This is a genomic window from Streptomyces araujoniae (genome assembly GCF_050871195.1).
In the GTDB taxonomy this organism is placed as follows: Bacteria; Actinomycetota; Actinomycetes; order Streptomycetales; family Streptomycetaceae; genus Streptomyces; species Streptomyces bacillaris.
In genome coordinates this window covers 1221876-1239413 of record NZ_CP194070.1, presented here as the reverse complement: position 1 = coordinate 1239413, position 17538 = coordinate 1221876, and the positions used below count along the sequence as shown (strand labels likewise).

Below are 17538 nucleotides of genomic sequence, written 5' to 3'. Positions count from 1 at the left end.
CCGGGCGATGAGTACGCCGGAGGAGACGAGCGCCGAGGACGCCGCCTGGGGCGAGGTCACGCCCGAGGCGGCCAGGCGGCTCCTCGTCGCCGCGGTCGACGCCTTCGCCGAGCGCGGGTACCACGCGACCACCACCCGTGACATCGCCGGCCGGGCCGGGATGAGCCCGGCCGCGCTCTACATCCACTACAAGACGAAGGAAGAGCTGCTCCACCGGATCAGCAAGATCGGCCACGACCGGGCGCTGTACCTCCTGGAGGCCGAGGCGGACCGGGACGGCACCGCCGCCGAGCGGCTCGCCGGGGCCGTGCGGTCCTTCGTCCGCTGGCACGCGGAGCGCCACACCACCGCCCGTGTCGTCCAGTACGAGCTGGACGCCCTCGGCCCCGAGCACCGCACCGAGATCGTCGAACTGCGCCGCCGGAGCGACGCCGTGGTGCGCCGGATCATCAGCGAGGGTGTGCGGGCGGGCGAGTTCGACGTCCCCGACGTCCCCGGCACCACCCTCGCCGTGCTCTCTCTCTGCATCGACGTGGCCCGCTGGTTCAACGCCCAGGGCAGCCGCACGCCCGACGAGGTAGGCGCGCTCTACGCCGACCTCGTCCTGCGCATGGTCGGGGCCCCGCGGCGGCTCCAGGATCCCGGCACCGCTCAGCAGTAGGTCAGAAGTAGTAGCGCGACACCGACTCGGCCACGCACGCCGGCTTCTCGCCGCCCTCGCGCTCGACCGTGACCAGGGCCGTGACCTGCACCCCGCCCCCCGCCTCCTCGACGTTCGTCAGCACCGCCGTGGCCCGCAGCCGTGAGCCGACCGGGACGGGGGAGGGGAAACGGACCTTGCCGGTCCCGTAGTTGATGCCCATCTTCATGTTCTCGACCCGCATCACCTGCGGGACCAGCGCCGGCAGCAGCGAGAGCGTCAGATAGCCGTGCGCGATGGTCGTGCCGAACGGCCCGGACGCCGCGCGCTCCGGGTCCACATGGATCCACTGGTGGTCGCCGGTCGCCTCGGCGAACAGGTCGATCCGCTTCTGGTCCACCTCCAGCCAGTCGCTGTGGCCCAGTTGCTCGCCCACTCCGTCGAGCAGCTCCTGCGCGGACGTGAAGATCTTCGGCTCTGCCATGTTCCCGGTCCCTGCCTTCCGGCGTGCCGCACCCTGCGGCGCGAGGTGTCTAAGCGCTTGCTCAGCATCCTGGCGCGGCGCGCTCCTGTCAACGACATGGCAGTAGGTTTGACGAGTGCCCCAGCTTCCGCAGACACTCCACGAACTCTCGGTCGGCCAGCTCTCGGCGCGCAGCGGCGCCGCGGTCTCCGCTCTGCACTTCTACGAGTCCAAGGGGCTGATCAGCAGCCGCCGCACCAGCGGCAACCAGCGCCGCTACTCGCGTGACGCGCTCCGCCGGGTCGCCTTCGTGCGGGCCGCCCAGCGCGTCGGGATCCCGCTGGCCACGATCCGGGACGCCCTCGCCTCGCTGCCCGAGGAGCGCACGCCGAACCGGGACGACTGGGCCCGCCTCTCCGCGACCTGGCGCCAGGAACTGGACGAGCGCATCAAGCAGTTGCACCGGCTGCGCGACCATCTGACCGACTGCATCGGCTGCGGCTGTCTCTCGCTGGAGACCTGTGTCCTCTCCAACCCCGACGACATCTCCGGCGAACGCATCACCGGCTCCCGCCTGATGCCCGAGCGCAGGCGGGATCCGGCGGAGGAGCACCCCTCCTAGAGCACCCCTCCTAGAGCGCGGCCTCCTCCCGTAACCGCGCCGCCGCGGCGACCAGCTCCGCGTTGGAACGGGCCGGGCGGCCGTCCGGCAGCACCGTCACGTCCTCCGCGCCGATCCGCACCCCGAGACCGAGCCGGAAGGCCAGTGCGGCCACCGGCCAGGCCCCGCCCTCCTCCCCGTGCAGCAGCACCGGGCGGCCGTGGGCGGCGCCCACCTCCGCCAGGAGCAGCCGGGCGGAGCCGGTCGCGGTCGCCGGATCGGTGTCGGTCACCTCCGCCAGCACCCGCAGCACCCGGGGCGCCAGCGGGGAGCGGCGGAAGAGCCGGTGCCCCTCCGTGCCCGACCAGAGCCCCGCCTCCACGGCCACGCCCCGCTCCAGCAGCGCGGCGGCCAGCTCCTCGGCGCCCGGCTCGTGCCAGTTGACCGAGGCGTGGTCCGGCAGCACCGTCCACTCCCGCACCCGCTCCACCCGGCGCCGCGGATCCGGCTCGGCCCAGGCGCCCGTCGTCACCCCGACCGGGACGCGCACCGCCGCCCGTATCGCCGTCAGCGTCGCGGCCACCACCCGGGGCGAGAGCGTGTCCTGCCCGCAGGGGGTCCGCGGATGCACATGGATGTCGGTGGCCCCGGCGGCGACGGCCTCGGCCGCCGACCGGGCCAGCGCTTCGGGGGACAGGGGTACGGCGGCCGAGGCGTCCGCACCACGCCGGCCGTTCAGGCAGACCTGGATCATGTCCCCGATGGTGACATCCACCACTGACAACGGACCCGGCCCGGCGGCAGGACCGCGCCGACACCTGGCCGCGACCGGCCGCAGGCCCGGACCGGCCGCAGGCCCGGACCGGCAGCAGCCCCCGGACCGGCAGCGGCCCCGATCGGGCAGCAGCTGCGACCGGCGACCGGCACGGACCGGGCAGCAGCCTCGGAGCGGGCAGCAGCCCCGAACGGTGACCGGCACGGACCGGCAGCAGGCCCCCGAACGGGCGACAAGCCGGAGCCCAGGGCTTCCAGGCGGCGGTCGCCACCGGCTTCCGGAGCCTCCTACGCGGCCGCCGCCGCGAGCCTCCGGTGCCGTATCAGCCGGGCCCTGGCCAGCGCATGGTCCGTCAGCACCGGCTGGGGCACCGCGATCCCGCACCCCGTGCACACCGGACCCGCCCACGCCTCCTGATCGCGTGCCCGCTCCTGGCGCCACTCGATCCCGGTGTCCGCACAGACCGGGCAGGCGGAGCCGGGGCCGGAGCCCAGCGCCGCGATCAGCCGGCGCAGCACCTCGGCCAGCGGCTCGCTGGGGTGGACCTCCGGGTCGGCGCAGCGGGCCACCCCGTGGCCGCCCCACGTCCGCCGGTGCCAGTCGTCGAAGGCGCCCGGCCGCCGCAGGCCCTCGTGCTTCTCGCGCCGCCGCCGCTCCGCGAACCCCGCCTCGTAGGCGAGCCAGATGGCCCGCGCCTCCTCCAGCTCCTCCAGGGCGGCCAGCAGCCGCGCCGGATCGGGTGCCCGGTCCTCGGGGTCGATCCCGTGCCGGGCGCACAGATGGTCCCAGGTCGCCCGGTGCCCGTACGGGGCGAACCTCTCCAGGCACTTGCGCAGCGAGTACCGCCGCAGCGCCAGATCGCTCCGTGGATCGCGGACCTGTCTCGCAAGACTCCGGAAACCGGCCATGTCACCGCCACCTCCGTCGTTCGTCCATCGGCGTCAAGGAGTGGACGTACGCCTGCCCGTTTCGGCTCCATCGAAAGATGGAAACCGTCCATTGGCTGAGACTCCCCATGTCGGACGGGTGTCACGGACGGAAGCGGAAGGGCGCGCGGGCGGTGGTGCGAGGGCGCACCGCGATGCGGGCGCGGGCGGGGAAAGTCGGTGGCGGTGGCCCGGACGGGTGAGGTTGGCTGCCCGTATGACAGCAGCATCCCCGCGCCTGGAAGAGGTCACACCCGACACGGTCCTCGAAGCCTGTCGGCTGGAAGTCGCTCCTGAGCAGCGGAAGTTCGTCTCGCCGGTCGCGCAGTCCCTGGCCGAGGCCTATGTGCACCCCGAGATCGCCTGGCCCCGCCTGATCTGTGACGGCGACCGGATCGTGGGCTTCGTGATGGCCTTCTTCGGCGTCCCGTTCGACTACGACGCGGGCGTGCCGGACGCCCCGCCGCGCTCCGGCCTCTGGCGGCTGGCCGTCGCCGCCGGGGAGCAGGGGCGGGGATACGGGCGGTTCGCCGTGGGTGCGGTGAACGAGGAGATCAGGCGGCGCGGCGGGACGGTCTCGACGGTGACCTGGCACCCGGGGGAGGGCGGCCCGGAGGCGTTCTATCTCGGGCTCGGCTACCGCAAGCGGGGGCTGACCGCCGATGGCGAGTACCTCGGGGATCTGGACCTCACGGGCTGAGACGGCCCGGAGCGCCGGGACCGGCCGGCCCGGGGCCCCGCCTCCCGGAGGCCGGAGGACCGAGGCCTTCCGGAGGAGCGCCGCCTGCCCCGGAGGAGTCCCGCCTCCCGGAGGGGCCCCGCTTCCCGGAGGACCGAAGCCTCCCGGAGGAGTCCCGCTTCCAGGAGGGGCGCCGCCTCCCGGAGGCCGGAGGACCGAGGCCTCCCGGAGGAGCGCCGTGCCCCGGGCCCGTACAGCCCCGTGCTACCCCCCGTACCGCAGATACCGCCGCCGCTTCGCCCGGAACGCCGTCAGGTCCGCCTGCCACGCGGCCACCACCGCGTCCGTGTCCGCCCCCGCGTCGATCATGGTGCGGACCCTGGTGTTCCCCGTGAGCTTGTCGATCCAGTTGTCCGGGCGCCAGGCGAACCCGCTCCACGTCCGCTTCGCCGTCACCAGCAGGCCGATGCCCGTACGGACCGGGTCGAAGACCTCCCGGTCCTGGACGTGCACCTGCACCCCGCCCACCGTCTTCCCCTGGAACTTGGAGAACGTCGGCGCGAAGTACGCCTCCCGGAAGGCGACCCCCGGCAGTCGCAGCGCGTTGGCGGCGGCGGCCCAGTGGCGGTCGACGCCCTCCGCGCCCAGCAGTTCGAAGGGGCGCGTGGTGCCCCGGCCCTCGGAGAGGTTGGTGCCCTCGAAGAGGCAGGTGCCGGAGTAGACGAGGGCCGTCTCCGGCGTCGGCATGTTCGGGCTCGGCGGCACCCACGGCAGCCCCGTCTCGTCGAAGAAGTCCGACCGCCGCCACCCCGACATCGTCACCACCTCCAGCCGCACGGGATCTTCGTGCAGGAACTCCGCGTTGAAGAACAGCGCCAGCTCCGCCACCGTCATCCCGTGCGCCTGGGCGATCTCCCGGCGGCCGACGAACGTGGCGAACGCCGGGTCCAGCACCGGCCCCAGCGCCGCCCGCCCGGTCACCGGATTGGGCCGGTCCAGCACCACCAGCCGCTTGCCCGCGAGCGCGGCCGCCTCCATGCAGTCGTACAGCGTCCAGATGTACGTGTAGAAGCGGGCGCCCGCGTCCTGGATGTCGAAGAGCACCGTGTCCACGCCCGACGCGGTGAAGACGTCCGCGAGGTCCCGCCCGCTCTTGAGGTACGTGTCGTAGACCGGCAGCCCGGTCGCCGGGTCGTCGTACCGCCCCTCCGAGCCGCCCGCCTGTGCGGTGCCCCGGAAGCCGTGCTCGGGGCCGAAGACCGCGGTCAGGTTCACCCTGGCGTCCTCGTGCATCACATCGACGATGTGCCGTACGTCGGCGGTGACCCCGGTCGGGTTGGTGACGATCCCCACCGTGCGGCCGCGCAGCAGCCGGTAGCCGTCGGCGGCCAGCCGGTCGAAGCCGGTACGGACCCGGGGGCGGCCCCGGTCCCGTACGGAAGCGGCCGCTGCGGCGGCGGGAGCGCTGCCGGTCGCCGCCAGTGCTCCCAGGGCGCCGCCCGCCGCCAGCACACCACGTCGGGACAGGTTCATTCCGCTACCTCCATGATCGTGCGCCGACTGTCATGGCCACGCACGCTAGCGCGGCGACGGGCCGCGCGGAACGACCCCGGCCGTGGAGACCGCCCGCGCCGGTCCGCCGCTCCGGGGCCTTTCCCGATGACATACCGACCGGTTAGTCTGCCGGTGCTGACGGACCGGAATGCGGGCGTACGGGAGAGGCGGGACGGCGATGACCACAGGTGGGGCGGACGCGGTGCGGGGTGCCGGTGTGGTGGTCACGGGAGCCGCGGGCGGGATCGGCGCGGCTCTGGCCCGCCGGTTCGCCGAGCGGGGCGCCCGGGTGGTCGTCAACGACCTGGACCCCGCCCGTGTCGAACCGCTCGCGGAGGAGATCGGCGGGATCGCCGTCGCCGGGGACGCCTCGCAGATCGTGGAGGCCGCCCGGGACGCGCTGGGCGGCACGGTCGACATCTACTGCGCCAACGCCGGACTCGCCTCGCCCGGTGACGCGTTCGCGGACGAGGAGGTCTGGGCCGCCGCCTGGGACGTCAACGTGATGGCCCACGTCCGGGCGGCCAGGGCCCTGCTGCCGGAGTGGCTGGAGCGCGGTGGCGGGCGGTTCGTCACCACCGCCTCCGCCGCCGGACTGCTGACGATGATCGGCGCGGCCCCCTACAGCGTCACCAAGCACGGGGCGGTCGCCTTCGCGGAGTGGCTCTCGCTCACCTACCGCCACCGCGGCATCAAGGTCCACGCGATCTGCCCGCAGGGGGTGCGGACGGATATGCTCACCGCCGCGGGATCGGCCGGTGAACTGGTGCTCGCCCCCGGGGCCATCGAGCCGGACGCCGTCGCCGACGCCCTGTTCGACGCCATGGCGTCCGACCGGTTCCTGGTCCTGCCGCACCCGGAGGTCGCCGGGTACTACCGGGCCCGGGCCGAGGACCCCGACCGGTGGATGGGCAACATGAACCGCCTCCAGCAGAAGTGGGAGGCGACCGGCCCATGACCGACCCGGCCGCCACCGGCTCCCGCCCCGCCGCCCGGCCCCGCCACCGCCTTCACGGCGACGTCGGGTCCATGGGCGCGGCGGGGCGGCTCCACGTCGTCGACCGCGAGAAGGGCATGATCAACGCTTCCGGCTTCGAGGTCCGGCCGCGCGAGGTGGAGATCCTGGCCGCGCTGCCGAAGACCACGAGTGGGAAGATCCTCAGGCGGGAACTGCGTTCCTCCCGTTAGAACCACGTCGAAACAGCGAACGCACGGTACGAAAGGCAGGTGGCGGCTCATGGCCAAGGCGACGGAGCAGAACGGCACTCCCGTCCCCCAGAGGCTGCTGGCCGCCGCCACCCGGCTCTTCGCCGAGCGCGGGTACGACCGCACCTCGGTCCAGGAGATCGTCGAGGCGGCGGGCGTCACCAAGGGGGCGCTCTACCACTACTTCGGCTCCAAGGAGGACCTCCTCCAAGAGGTGTACGCCCGGGTGCTGCGGCTCCAGCAGGAGCGGCTCGACGCCTTCGCGGACGCCGACGCGCCGGTCGAGCAGCGGCTGCGCGACGCGGCCGCCGACGTGGTCGTCACGACCATCGACAACCTGGACGACGCGGCGATCTTCTTCCGCTCCATGCACCACCTGAGCCCGGAGAAGAACAAGCAGGTACGGGTGGAGCGCCGCCGCTACCACGAGCGGTTCCGGGCGCTGATCGAGGAGGGCCAGCGCAGCGGCGTGTTCTCCACCGCCACCCCGGCCGACCTGGTGGTCGACTACCACTTCGGCTCGGTCCACCACCTCTCCACCTGGTACCGCCCGGACGGCCCGCTCACCTGCCAGCAGGTCGCCGACCACCTCGCGGACCTGCTGCTGCGCGCCCTGCGCCCGTAACACCGGCCGGTTCAACGCAGGCCTGTTCAGAGCCGGTTGAACACATCCAAACGCCGATATGTGTTCGTTAATGGAACTGACATGTCCGCTTTCCGCTCTTGACGGAACACTGTCACCTCATTGACCATCGGTCACGCATCGCACCGGCCGTCGGCCTCGCGGTGCGCACCACCAGCTCCAGGACCCGGCCGTACGTTCCACGCGGCCGGGTGCCCCCCGCACGTTCCGTCAGTCCCCGAACGGAATCCGGAGCCCCACCATGAGACCGAACCGCCTCACCCTGCGCAGATCCCCGGCGGCCGTCGCCGCCGTCGCCCTCGCAGCCCTCCTCGCGTCCGCCGCGCCCACCGCGCAGGCGGCCCCGGCCACGACCGCCGCCGTCGCGGCGCCCGACATCCCGCTGGCCAACGTCAAGGCCCACCTCACGCAGTTCTCGACGATCGCCGCGAACAACGGCGGCAACCGCGCCCACGGCCGCCCCGGCTACAAGGCGTCCGTCGACTACGTGAAGGCCAAGCTCGACGCGGCCGGATACACCACCACGCTCCAGCAGTTCACCTCCAGCGGCGCCACCGGCTACAACCTCATAGCCGACTGGCCCGGCGGCGACCCCAACAAGGTCGTCTTCGCCGGAGCCCACCTGGACTCCGTCTCCTCCGGTGCCGGGATCAACGACAACGCCTCCGGCTCGGCCGCCGTCCTGGAGACCGCCCTCGCCGTCTCGCGCGCCGGCTACCGGCCCGACAAGCACCTGCGGTTCGCCTGGTGGGGAGCGGAGGAGCTGGGCCTGATCGGCTCCAAGTACTACGTCAACAACCTGCCGTCCGCCGAGCGTTCGAAGATCTCCGGCTACCTCAACTTCGACATGATCGGCTCGCCGAACGCCGGCTACTTCGTCTACGACGACGACCCGGTCATCGAGAAGACCTTCAAGGACTACTTCGCGGGCATCGGCGTGCCCACCGAGATCGAGACCGAGGGCGACGGCCGCTCCGACCACGCCCCGTTCAAGTCGGCGGGCGTCCCCGTCGGCGGCCTCTTCACCGGCGCCAGCCGCACCAAGACCGCGGCCCAGGTGCAGAAGTGGGGAGGGACGCAGGGCCAGGCCTTCGACCGCTGCTACCACTCCTCCTGCGACACCACGGCGAACATCAACGACACCGCCCTGGACCGCAACAGCGACGCCGCCGCCCACGCCGTCTGGACCCTCTCCGCGGGCTCCACGGGCGAGCCGCCCACCGGCACCGTCTTCTCCAACGACGCCGATGTCGCCATCCCGGACGCCGGCGCGGCCGTGACCTCCCCGGTCACCGTCTCCGGCCGGACCGGCAACGCGCCCGCCGCACTCCAGGTCGGCGTGGACATCAAGCACACCTACCGCGGCGACCTCGTCATCGACCTGCTGGCACCGGACGGCGCCGCCTTCCGGCTGAAGAACTCCAGCAGCGGCGACTCGGCGGACAACGTCATCACGACGTACACCGTCAACGCCTCCGCCAAGGCCGCCAACGGCGTCTGGAGGCTCCGGGTGCAGGACATCGCCCGCCAGGACACCGGCTACATCGACAGCTGGAAGCTCACCTTCTGACCGTGACGTGATCCCGTGACGTGACCCCGTGACATGACCCCGGTGCGGCCCCCTCCCACAGTTCTACGGGAGGGGGCCGCACCCGGTTCTCACACGTACCGCTTGATCTCCCGGCGGGCCAGCGACCGCTGGTGCACCTCGTCCGGACCGTCCGCCAGCCGCAGCGTCCGCGCCGACGCCCACAGCTCGGCCAGCGGGAAGTCCTGGCTCACCCCGCCCGCGCCGTACAGCTGCACCGCGGAGTCCAGGATGTCCACCACCGCGCGCGGGGTGGCGATCTTGATGGCCTGGATCTCGGTGTGCGCCCCCTTGTTGCCCACGGTGTCCATCAGCCAGGCCGTCTTCAGCACCAGCAGCCGCAGCTGCTCCACCGTCACCCGGGCGTCCGCGATCCAGTTCTGTACGACGCCCTGCGAGGCGAGCGGCTTGCCGAACGCCGTACGGGACACCGCCCGACGGCACATCAGCTCGATCGCCCGCTCCGCCATCCCGATCAGCCGCATGCAGTGGTGGATCCGCCCCGGGCCCAGCCGCGCCTGCGCGATGGCGAAACCGCCGCCCTCCTCGCCGATCAGGTTGGCCGCCGGCACCCGTACGTCGTGGAAGACCACCTCGGCGTGGCCGCCGTGGGAGTGGTCCTCGTACCCGTACACCTGCATGGCGCGCCGCACCTCGACACCCGGTGTGTCCCGCGGCACCAGGATCATCGACTGCTGGCGGCGGAGGTCGGCGCCGTCCGGGTCGGTCTTGCCCATCACGATGAAGACCGCGCAGTCCGGGTTCATCGCGCCGGAGATGTACCACTTGCGCCCGTTGACGACGTAGTTGTTGCCGTCCCGGATCATCCGGGTCTCGATGTTCGTCGCGTCCGATGACGCCACCTCCGGCTCCGTCATCGCGAACGCGGAACGGATCTCTCCGGCCAGCAGCGGCTCCAGCCACTGCTTCCTCTGCTCGTCGGTGGCGAACTGGAAGAGCACCTCCATGTTCCCGGTGTCCGGCGCCGCGCAGTTCAGCGCGATCGGCGCGAGGTGCGGGGAGCGGCCGGTGATCTCGGCGAGCGGCGCGTACTGCAGGTTCGTCAGCCCGGCCCCGTACTCCGCGTCCGGCAGGAAGAGGTTCCACAGCCCCTGCCGCCGCGCCTCGGCCTTCAGCTCCCCGACGATCGCGGGCGTGTCCCACGGCGAGGCGAGCTGCGCCCGCTGTTCCTCGGCGACCGGCTCGGCCGGATACACGTACTCGTCCATGAAGGCGAGCAGCCGGGACCGCAGCTCCTCGGTACGGGCGTCGAATGCGAAGTCCATGGGTGATCAGCCTTCCTTGAGGGTGGTGAGGCCGTGCTCGATGAAGACCGGGACCAGATCGCCGATCTGGTCGAAGCCCGCGCCGACGGTCTGGCCGAGGGTGTAGCGGTAGTGGATGCCCTCCAGGATCACGGCGAGCTTGAACCAGGCGAACGCGGTGTACCAGGAGATGGCGGAGGTGTCCCGGCCCGACCGGGCGGCGTACCGCTCGATCAGCTCGGCGGGGGAGGGGTGGCCGGCGGCGCCGCTGGTGGTGGAGACGGGTGAGCGCGGCAGGTCGAGCTCGGAGCTGTACATGACGAGCAGCCCGAGGTCGGTCAGCGGGTCGCCCAGCGTGGACATCTCCCAGTCCAGGACGGCGTTGATGCGCTCGTCCGGGCCGAGCAGCACGTTGTCCAGGCGGTAGTCGCCGTGGACGACGGTGGGCGCGGGCGAGGCGGGCAGCTCGCGGCCGAGGGCGGCGTGCAGCTCGTCGATGCCGGCCAGCTCGCGGTTGCGCGAGCCGTCCAGCTGCTTGCCCCAGCGCCGCAGCTGCCGGTCCAGGAACCCTTCCGGCCGCCCGAAGTCCCCGAGCCCCACCGCCTCCGGGTCCACCGCGTGCAGGTCGACCAGCGTGTCGACGAGCGCGAGGGCGGCGGCCCGGGTGCGCTCGGGACCCAGCGGCGCGAGCTGCTCGGCGGTCCGGTACGGGACGCCCTCGACGTGCTCCATGACGTAGAAGGGCGCACCGAGCACGGCCTCGTCCTCGCAGAGCAGCACCGGCTCCGGCACGGGGACGGCGGTGGGGTGCAGGGCGCTGATCACCCGGTGCTCGCGCTTCATGTCGTGCGCGGTGGCCAGCACATGGCCCAGCGGCGGCCTGCGGACCACCCACCGTCCGGTCCCGTCGGTGACGGTGTACGTGAGGTTCGACCGCCCGCCCTCGATCAGCCGGGCCTCCAGCGGTCCGCGCACCAGCCCGGGGCGCTCGCGGTCGAGATGGCCGCGCAGCAGCTCGGGGTCGAGACCTGGTGGGGGGACGGGACTCATGGGGCGTACCTCCGGGCGATGGGACCAGGGAATCAGGACGGTCGACGACCATGATGCCGACCAGTCGGTATGTCGTCCAGTGCGCTCCCGCGATCGGACGCCGGGAACGCGTCACCACCGCGCCCGGCGGCCTCGGGCGCCCCGGCCGCGCCCCGGGTGCCCCGCTGCCGCCGCACACCCTCGTCCGCCCTGAGTTGCGCGCGCCCCGACCCGCGCCGAAGGTCGAGGGATGAAGGCGATCAGCTACAGCGCGTACGGTTCGGCCGATGTCCTGGAGTACGGCGAGCGGCCCGACCCCAAGGTCGGCCCCGACGCGGTCCTGGTGAAGGTGCGGGCCGCCGCCGTCAACCCGGTCGACTGGAAGGCCCGCGAGGGGTTCCTGCAGGGCGGCCTGGAAGCCGTCTTCCCGGTGATCCCCGGCTGGGACGTCTCCGGCGTCGTCGTGCAACCGGGCGTCGCCGTCGACGAGTTCGCGGTCGGGGACGAGGTGATCGGCTACGTCCGGGAGGACTTCCTCTCCCGCGGTACGTTCGCGGAGTACGTCGCCGCCCCCGTGCGCACCCTCGCCCGCAAACCGCTCAGCCTGAGCTTCGAGGAGGCCGCCGGACTGCCGCTGGCCGGGCTCACCGCCTACCAGGTGCTGCACCGCACCCTGAAGATCCGCGACGGCGACACCGTCCTGGTCCACGCGGCGGCGGGCGGGGTCGGCTCCCTCGCCGTGCAGATCGCCCGCCACGAGGGGTGCCGGGTCATCGGCACCGCCAGCGAGCGCAACCACGCGTACGTACGCGGCCTGGGCGGCGAGCCCGTCACCTACGGGGAGGGCCTCGCCGAGCGGCTGCGGGAGCTGGTCCCCGACGGCTTCGACGCGGCCTTCGACACCGTGGGCGGGGAGGCGTTGCGGGTCTCGGCGGAGACCCTGGCCGAGGGCGGCCGGCTCGCCTCGATCGCGGACAGCGAGGTGTTCTCGTACGGCGGCCGCTACGCCTTCGTCCGCCCCGACGCGGCCGACCTGGCGCAGCTCGCGGAACTGGCCGAGCAGGGCATCGTCACCGTCCACGTGGACCGGGTCCTCCCGCTGGAGCAGGCGGCCGAGGCGTACCGGCTCAACCAGGAGGGACGTACGCGGGGGAAGATCGTCGTCACGGTGGACTGGGACGCCTGAACGGCCCCGGGACCGGCAAAACCGCCCCGGAGCCGGCGGAACCTGCCCCCGGGACGGCCACGGGAGGCCTGAGCGATCCCGGGCCGTACCCGGAACACCGGGCCGTACCCGGAACACCGGGCCGTACCCGGAACACCGGGCCGTACCCGGAACACCGGGCCGCGCCCGCAATCCCCGGGGCCGCGCCCGGACCCCCGCGCCGCACTCAGAACAGCATGGCCACCGCGAACACCGCGAACGCCACCGTGCACAGCGCCGCCGTCAGCGCCCCGCGCGGCGCCATCGCATCGGGCCGTGGGACGCCCAGCCGCTGCACCCTGCGGTGGCCGACGGCCAGGAACCCCAGCCAGGCGACCGCGGTCAGCGCTACCGCCACCAGTGCGGCCGGGGCCGCGCCGCTGTGCAGTGCCTGCCGCCCGGCGAGCAGGGCCACCACCGTGGCGGAGAGCGTCGTACGCCGCCACGCGAGCCGGGTCCGCTCGGGCTGCAGCCCGGGGTCCCGGTCCCGTACCGCCGTCACCGGCCCTCCCAGCCGAAGAGGACCACCACCACCATCGCGACGGCCACCACCGCGACCACCAGGCCGAGCACCGTCGGGAAGCGGGAGACCGGCAGATCCTCCCCGCGCCGCATCGCCCGCTCGCACCGCACCCAGTGGTTGACCGCCCGCAGCGCGCACAGCACTCCGGCGGCGAGCAGCCCCAGGGCGAGCCCGGCCCGGACTCCCCAGGCCAGGTCGGGCAGGAACTGGTCCACGGCGAAGCCGCCGCCGATCAGGGCCAGGGCCGTCCTGATCCAGGCGAGGAACGTGCGCTCGTTGGCCAGGGAGAACCGGTAGTCGGGGGTGTCCCCCTCCTCGCGGATCCGCTGCGGCGCGAACCACAGGCGTACGCTCTGCGCGATCTTGTTCACACGGGCACCTTACGAGGAGAGCGCCCGGAACTCCTTCAGCCGCCGGTACGCCTCCACCCCGTCCGGCACCCACAGCCACGTACCGAGCCGCTCCTCCAGCTCCGCCCCGTCCAGGAAGGCGTGCCAGGCGACCTCCTCGACCTGCGGCGAGACCGGAAGCTCGCACCGCACCTGGTAGACCGCCGACCACCAGGAGTGCTTCCCCCCGGTGTAGAGGAACCGGAACAGCGGCTCGGGCTCCGGCAGCCCCGCGACGCCCAGCTCCTCCTCCGCCTCGCGCAGCGCCGCCGCGTCGTAGGACTCGCCCGCGCCCACCACCCCGCCGACGAACATGTCGTAGAACGAGGGGAAGAGCAGCTTGGTCGCCGTGCGGCGGTGGACGAAGACCCGCCCCTCGGCGTCCCGCGCCTCGACGAAGACACAGCGGTGGCGCAGCCCCCGGGCGGTCGCCTCGCCGCGCGGGGCCTGCCCGACGACCTCGTCGTTCTCGTCGACGATGTCCAGGATCTCCTCGGAAGGCGTCATGCGTTTCATCCAACAGCACTCGGGTGGTTGACGTGGCAGCGGCCGGTACCCAAGATCTGACGCACGGGTAACTTGTCACCCCGCCGCCCCTCCCCGCCCCTCCCCGAACAGGATGGAACCCATGGCGTACGACGCTGATGTGATCGTGATCGGGGCAGGGCTCGCCGGACTCGTGGCCACCGCCGAACTGGCCGACGCGGGCCGCTCCGTGATCCTCCTCGACCAGGAGCCCGAGCAGTCGATCGGCGGACAGGCCCACTGGTCCTTCGGCGGCCTCTTCCTCGTCGACTCGCCCGAGCAGCGCCGGCTGCGGATCAAGGACAGCCGGGAGCTGGCCCTCCAGGACTGGTACGGCACCGCCGGGTTCGACCGCGAGGAGGACCACTGGCCGAGGAAGTGGGCCGAGGCGTACGTCGACTTCGCGGCCGGTGAGAAGCGCTCCTGGCTGCACCGGCAGGGGCTGCGGATCTTCCCGGTGGTCGGCTGGGCGGAGCGCGGCGGCTACGACGCGACCGGCCACGGCAACTCCGTGCCCCGCTTCCACATCACCTGGGGCACCGGCCCCGGCGTCGTCGCCCCCTTCGAGCGGCGCGTGCGCGAGGGCGTCGCCAAGGGGCTCGTCCAGCTGCGGTTCCGCCACCGGGTCACCGGTCTCGCCCGCACGGCCGGGGCGCTGGACACCGTCACCGGCGAGATCCTGGAGCCGAGCGGGGCCGGGCGCGGCACCGCCAGCAGCCGGGAGGCGACCGGCACCTTCGAGCTGAAGGCCCAGGCGGTGATCGTCACCTCCGGAGGCATCGGCGGCAACCACGACCTGGTCCGCTCCCAGTGGCCCGAGCGGCTCGGCACCCCGCCCGAGAAGCTGCTCTCCGGCGTCCCCGCCCATGTCGACGGTCTGATGCTGGGCATCGCCGAGGAGGCGGGCGCCCACCACATCAACCGGGACCGGATGTGGCACTACACCGAGGGCATCGAGAACTGGAACCCGATCTGGGCCAAGCACGCCATCCGCATCCTGCCCGGCCCCTCCTCCCTCTGGCTCGACGCCCGGGGCAAGCGGCTGCCGGTCCCGCTCTTCCCCGGCTTCGACACGCTCGGCACCCTCGAACACATCATGAAGTCGGGCCACGGGTACACCTGGTTCGTCCTCAACCAGCGGATCATCGGCAAGGAGTTCGCCCTCTCCGGCTCCGAGCAGAACCCGGACCTGACCGGCAAGTCGGTACGGGACGTGATCGGCCGGGCCCGCGCGGACGTGCCCGCACCGGTCAAGGCGTTCATGGACCACGGGGCGGACTTCGTCGTGGAGAAGGACCTCGACGCCCTGGTCCGGGGCATGAACGCGATCACCGGCGACGGCCTCATCGACGCGGCCGACCTGCGCCGCGAGATCACCTCCCGCGACCGGGAGATCGCCAACCCCTTCACCAAGGACCTCCAGGTCACCGCCATCCACGGCGCCCGCGCCTACCTCGGCGACCGCCTGATCCGCACGGCGAAACCGCACCGCATCCTGGACCCGGCGGCGGGCCCGCTCATCGCCGTACGCCTGAACATCCTGACCCGCAAGTCCCTGGGCGGCCTGGAGACGGACCTCTCCTCCCGGGTCCTCACCGCCGACGGCACCCCGCTCCCCGGCCTGTACGCGGCGGGCGAGGCGGCGGGCTTCGGCGGCGGCGGAGTCCACGGCTACCGCTCCCTGGAGGGCACGTTCCTCGGCGGCTGCATCTTCTCGGGGAGGGCGGCGGGCCGGGCGGCGGCAGAGGCAGTCACCTGACGGTTCGAGGACCGGGCCCGCCCTCCAAGCCCCTCCGGTGCCGGAGGAGCGGGGTCCGGGGCGGAGCGCCGGCGTCCTCCATCCCGCCGAAGGCCCGCCCGAGCCGTGCGGCCCGCCCGAGCTGTGCGGACCGCCCGAGCCGTGCGGCCCGCCCGGGTTCCGCGGTCACCCCAACCGCTCGACCACGCGAAACCGCTCCGCGACGATCATCGTCGCGTCGTCCACCGTGAACGCCGGATCCCCCAACGCCTCCCGCATCTCCTCCCCGTGCCAGAACCGCTCGTGCCCCGCCCGCCACTCCGCCACCGACGTGTACCCCTCACCCTCGTCCAGCGCGTGCTGCAGGCCGACCTCCCCGAGCGGCAGCACCCGTACGTCGGTCACCTCGATCACCGCCACCTCCCGCCCCCGCGAATCGATCAGCGCGGAGCGCTCGCCCACCGGCGGAAGCTCCTCCTGCTCCAGCTCGTACTCGGCCAGCAGCCCGGAGGTGGAGACCTTCTCGCCGGAGAGGACCGCCGCCACCAGCCGGTCGCGGAGCGGACCGGGGAAGGCGAGAAGGAAGGGTTTCAGGGGTTCACGAGGCTCCATGCCTCCAGTGTGTCAGGCGTCACCCCGGCCCCGCCCACCCCGCCGCGGCCTGCGGGAACGGCCCGTCCGCCCCGACGGCTTCCAGCCAACTCTCCGCGATCGGAGAAGAGTTGGTGTAGACCTGCCCTTGACGTGGGGCGCCCCCTACCGCTTTGCTGTGCGCGATCATCCGCTCGCACACCGCGTCGAAAGAAGTCTGCGGCATGTCCCCGCCTCCGCCGCCCCTGGGCCGCTCCCGCCGCCGGGGCGGCCGCTCGGACCATGCCTTCGACCCGGCCCTGGACGACCTCGAACTCATCGACGCCCGGACCCAGTTCACCCAGGGGCGATGGGGCGATGCCCGCGCCCTGCTGGTGGCGACCGGCAAGGACTGGGACCGCCGGGGGCACCGCCTGCTCTGCCTCGCCGAGATCCCCTCCGCCGCCGACTGGGCCGGTGACTGGCTGCTCGCCGAACCCGAGAGCGCCGACGCCGCCACCCTCCTCGGCTGCGCCCGTGCCGTACGGGCTCTGCGCCCCAAGGCGAGGGCCGACGAGGCGGCCCTCGCCCGGCAGGCGTGTCTCGCCGCCGCCCGGCTCACCCCCGACGACCCCACCCCGTGGCTCGCCCTGCTCATCCTCGACCGGGGCCGCGAGGACGGCAGCGACGAGACCGGCCGGCTCTTCGAGGAAGTCCGCTCCCGCCACCCCGAGCACCACCACGCCCACCACGTGATGACCGCGCAACTGGCCGAGAGCCGCCCCGACAGCGGGCAGGACCCGCTCCACGAGGTGTACGACTTCGCCGCCTGGGCCGCCGAACAGGCCCCGGCCGACTCACCGCTCGCCGTCCTGCCGGTGGTCGCCCACGCCGAGCGCTACCGCGTCCTCGTGGCGGCGGGCAGCGAGCCGGACGACCCCGTCGCCTCCGGGCACTGGTCGGGGCGGCGGGCCCGGCAGGTGATGAAGGCCGCCTTCGACTGGTGGCTGGAATGGGAGCGCGAGGACCACCCCCGCCACCGCGTCGACCTCAACTTCCTGGCCCACGCCAAGGTCTGCGAGGGCCGCACCGCCGAGGCCGCCGCCCTCTTCCACCGCATCGGCCCGTACGCCACGGCCGCGCCCTGGTCGTACGCGGGCCAGGACCCGTACACCGCGTTCACCGCCGCCCGCGACCACGCACTCGGCGCGCCCTGACCC

At 73.1% G+C, this 17538-nt stretch carries 21 protein-coding genes; 10 read left to right on the top strand and 11 right to left on the bottom strand.

What is annotated here, in order from left to right; genetic code table 11:
- Positions 1-7 precede the first annotated feature (7 nt).
- Complete coding sequence (locus ACQ9ZG_RS05220) at positions 8-661, top strand: TetR/AcrR family transcriptional regulator (RefSeq protein ID WP_028419942.1); 654 nt, start codon at positions 8-10, stop codon at positions 659-661.
- Between the two features lies 1 nt (position 662).
- Here the strand turns inward: ACQ9ZG_RS05220 and ACQ9ZG_RS05215 are convergent, their stop codons facing one another.
- Positions 663-1124 (bottom strand): MaoC family dehydratase, encoded by a 462-nt coding sequence (locus tag ACQ9ZG_RS05215; protein ID WP_018487947.1) that lies wholly within the window; start codon positions 1122-1124, stop codon positions 663-665.
- A 115-nt stretch (positions 1125-1239) separates the two neighbouring features.
- On the opposite strand from ACQ9ZG_RS05215, the gene soxR reads away from it, so the two are divergent.
- On the top strand, positions 1240-1725 hold the full coding sequence (gene soxR / locus ACQ9ZG_RS05210; protein ID WP_109915240.1) for a redox-sensitive transcriptional activator SoxR: 486 nt from the start codon (positions 1240-1242) through the stop codon (positions 1723-1725).
- A 10-nt stretch (positions 1726-1735) separates the two neighbouring features.
- Here soxR and ACQ9ZG_RS05205 read toward each other — a convergent pair whose 3' ends face one another.
- Positions 1736-2458, bottom strand: coding sequence for a 3-keto-5-aminohexanoate cleavage protein (locus ACQ9ZG_RS05205; protein WP_084997236.1), 723 nt, complete (start codon positions 2456-2458; stop codon positions 1736-1738).
- 308 nt (positions 2459-2766) lie between these two features.
- The gene (locus ACQ9ZG_RS05200) at positions 2767-3387 is read right to left on the bottom strand and encodes a hypothetical protein (protein ID WP_018487944.1); all 621 of its coding nucleotides are present in this window, start codon (positions 3385-3387) and stop codon (positions 2767-2769) included.
- 235 nt (positions 3388-3622) lie between these two features.
- Between ACQ9ZG_RS05200 and ACQ9ZG_RS05195 the strand changes: the two genes are divergently transcribed.
- The gene (locus ACQ9ZG_RS05195; protein WP_084996265.1) at positions 3623-4105 is read left to right on the top strand and encodes a GNAT family N-acetyltransferase; all 483 of its coding nucleotides are present in this window, start codon (positions 3623-3625) and stop codon (positions 4103-4105) included.
- A 243-nt stretch (positions 4106-4348) separates the two neighbouring features.
- On the opposite strand, the gene ACQ9ZG_RS05190 is transcribed toward ACQ9ZG_RS05195, so the two are convergent.
- Positions 4349-5617, bottom strand: coding sequence for an exo-beta-N-acetylmuramidase NamZ family protein (locus ACQ9ZG_RS05190; RefSeq protein WP_109916462.1), 1269 nt, complete (start codon positions 5615-5617; stop codon positions 4349-4351).
- 199 nt (positions 5618-5816) lie between these two features.
- Between ACQ9ZG_RS05190 and ACQ9ZG_RS05185 the strand changes: the two genes are divergently transcribed.
- The 4 genes from ACQ9ZG_RS05185 to ACQ9ZG_RS05170 all read left to right on the top strand — a co-directional run bounded on the left by ACQ9ZG_RS05185 (position 5817) and on the right by ACQ9ZG_RS05170 (position 9057).
- Complete coding sequence (locus ACQ9ZG_RS05185; protein WP_109916461.1) at positions 5817-6596, top strand: SDR family oxidoreductase; 780 nt, start codon at positions 5817-5819, stop codon at positions 6594-6596.
- A complete protein-coding gene (locus ACQ9ZG_RS05180; RefSeq protein WP_181398309.1) occupies positions 6593-6826 on the top strand; it encodes a hypothetical protein in 234 nt (77 codons plus the stop codon). The genes ACQ9ZG_RS05185 and ACQ9ZG_RS05180 overlap by 4 nt, the downstream gene beginning before the upstream one ends.
- A 49-nt stretch (positions 6827-6875) precedes the next feature.
- On the top strand, positions 6876-7469 hold the full coding sequence (locus ACQ9ZG_RS05175; RefSeq protein WP_109916459.1) for a TetR/AcrR family transcriptional regulator: 594 nt from the start codon (positions 6876-6878) through the stop codon (positions 7467-7469).
- 259 nt (positions 7470-7728) lie between these two features.
- Entirely contained in the window at positions 7729-9057 is a 1329-nt protein-coding gene (locus ACQ9ZG_RS05170; RefSeq protein WP_499279995.1) for a M28 family metallopeptidase, read from the top strand.
- 89 nt (positions 9058-9146) lie between these two features.
- On the opposite strand, the gene ACQ9ZG_RS05165 is transcribed toward ACQ9ZG_RS05170, so the two are convergent.
- Together ACQ9ZG_RS05165 and ACQ9ZG_RS05160 are read right to left on the bottom strand one after the other, a co-directional pair.
- The gene (locus ACQ9ZG_RS05165; RefSeq protein ID WP_109916362.1) at positions 9147-10361 is read right to left on the bottom strand and encodes an acyl-CoA dehydrogenase family protein; all 1215 of its coding nucleotides are present in this window, start codon (positions 10359-10361) and stop codon (positions 9147-9149) included.
- A gap of 6 nt (positions 10362-10367) precedes the next feature.
- The gene (locus tag ACQ9ZG_RS05160; protein ID WP_109916363.1) at positions 10368-11390 is read right to left on the bottom strand and encodes a phosphotransferase family protein; all 1023 of its coding nucleotides are present in this window, start codon (positions 11388-11390) and stop codon (positions 10368-10370) included.
- A gap of 229 nt (positions 11391-11619) precedes the next feature.
- Between ACQ9ZG_RS05160 and ACQ9ZG_RS05155 the strand changes: the two genes are divergently transcribed.
- Positions 11620-12555, top strand: coding sequence for an NADP-dependent oxidoreductase (locus tag ACQ9ZG_RS05155; RefSeq protein WP_028419953.1), 936 nt, complete (start codon positions 11620-11622; stop codon positions 12553-12555).
- 205 nt (positions 12556-12760) lie between these two features.
- Here the strand turns inward: ACQ9ZG_RS05155 and ACQ9ZG_RS05150 are convergent, their stop codons facing one another.
- The 3 genes from ACQ9ZG_RS05150 to ACQ9ZG_RS05140 are packed head-to-tail and all read right to left on the bottom strand — an operon-like array spanning position 12761 to position 13992.
- A complete protein-coding gene (locus tag ACQ9ZG_RS05150) occupies positions 12761-13075 on the bottom strand; it encodes a DUF202 domain-containing protein (protein WP_028419954.1) in 315 nt (104 codons plus the stop codon).
- Positions 13072-13467, bottom strand: coding sequence for a YidH family protein (locus ACQ9ZG_RS05145; protein ID WP_018487934.1), 396 nt, complete (start codon positions 13465-13467; stop codon positions 13072-13074). Before ACQ9ZG_RS05145 ends, ACQ9ZG_RS05150 begins: the two co-directional genes overlap by 4 nt.
- Before the next feature lie 9 nt (positions 13468-13476).
- Positions 13477-13992 (bottom strand): NUDIX domain-containing protein, encoded by a 516-nt coding sequence (locus tag ACQ9ZG_RS05140; RefSeq protein WP_084996271.1) that lies wholly within the window; start codon positions 13990-13992, stop codon positions 13477-13479.
- Positions 13993-14113: 121 nt separating this feature from the next.
- On the opposite strand from ACQ9ZG_RS05140, the gene ACQ9ZG_RS05135 reads away from it, so the two are divergent.
- Positions 14114-15769 (top strand): FAD-binding dehydrogenase, encoded by a 1656-nt coding sequence (locus tag ACQ9ZG_RS05135; protein WP_109917305.1) that lies wholly within the window; start codon positions 14114-14116, stop codon positions 15767-15769.
- Positions 15770-15934: 165 nt separating this feature from the next.
- On the opposite strand, the gene ACQ9ZG_RS05130 is transcribed toward ACQ9ZG_RS05135, so the two are convergent.
- Positions 15935-16360: an ASCH domain-containing protein gene (locus tag ACQ9ZG_RS05130; protein WP_084996273.1), complete on the bottom strand. Its 426-nt coding sequence runs from the start codon at positions 16358-16360 to the stop codon at positions 15935-15937.
- 19 nt (positions 16361-16379) lie between these two features.
- On the bottom strand, positions 16380-16565 hold the full coding sequence (locus ACQ9ZG_RS05125) for a hypothetical protein (protein ID WP_109917199.1): 186 nt from the start codon (positions 16563-16565) through the stop codon (positions 16380-16382).
- Here ACQ9ZG_RS05125 and ACQ9ZG_RS05120 point away from each other — a divergent pair.
- Positions 16564-17535 carry a hypothetical protein gene (locus tag ACQ9ZG_RS05120; protein WP_109917198.1) on the top strand — a complete coding sequence of 324 codons (972 nt, stop codon included), beginning with the start codon at positions 16564-16566 and terminating at the stop codon, positions 17533-17535. The two genes, ACQ9ZG_RS05125 and ACQ9ZG_RS05120, sit on opposite strands and share 2 nt — an antisense overlap.
- Positions 17536-17538: the final 3 nt, after the last annotated feature.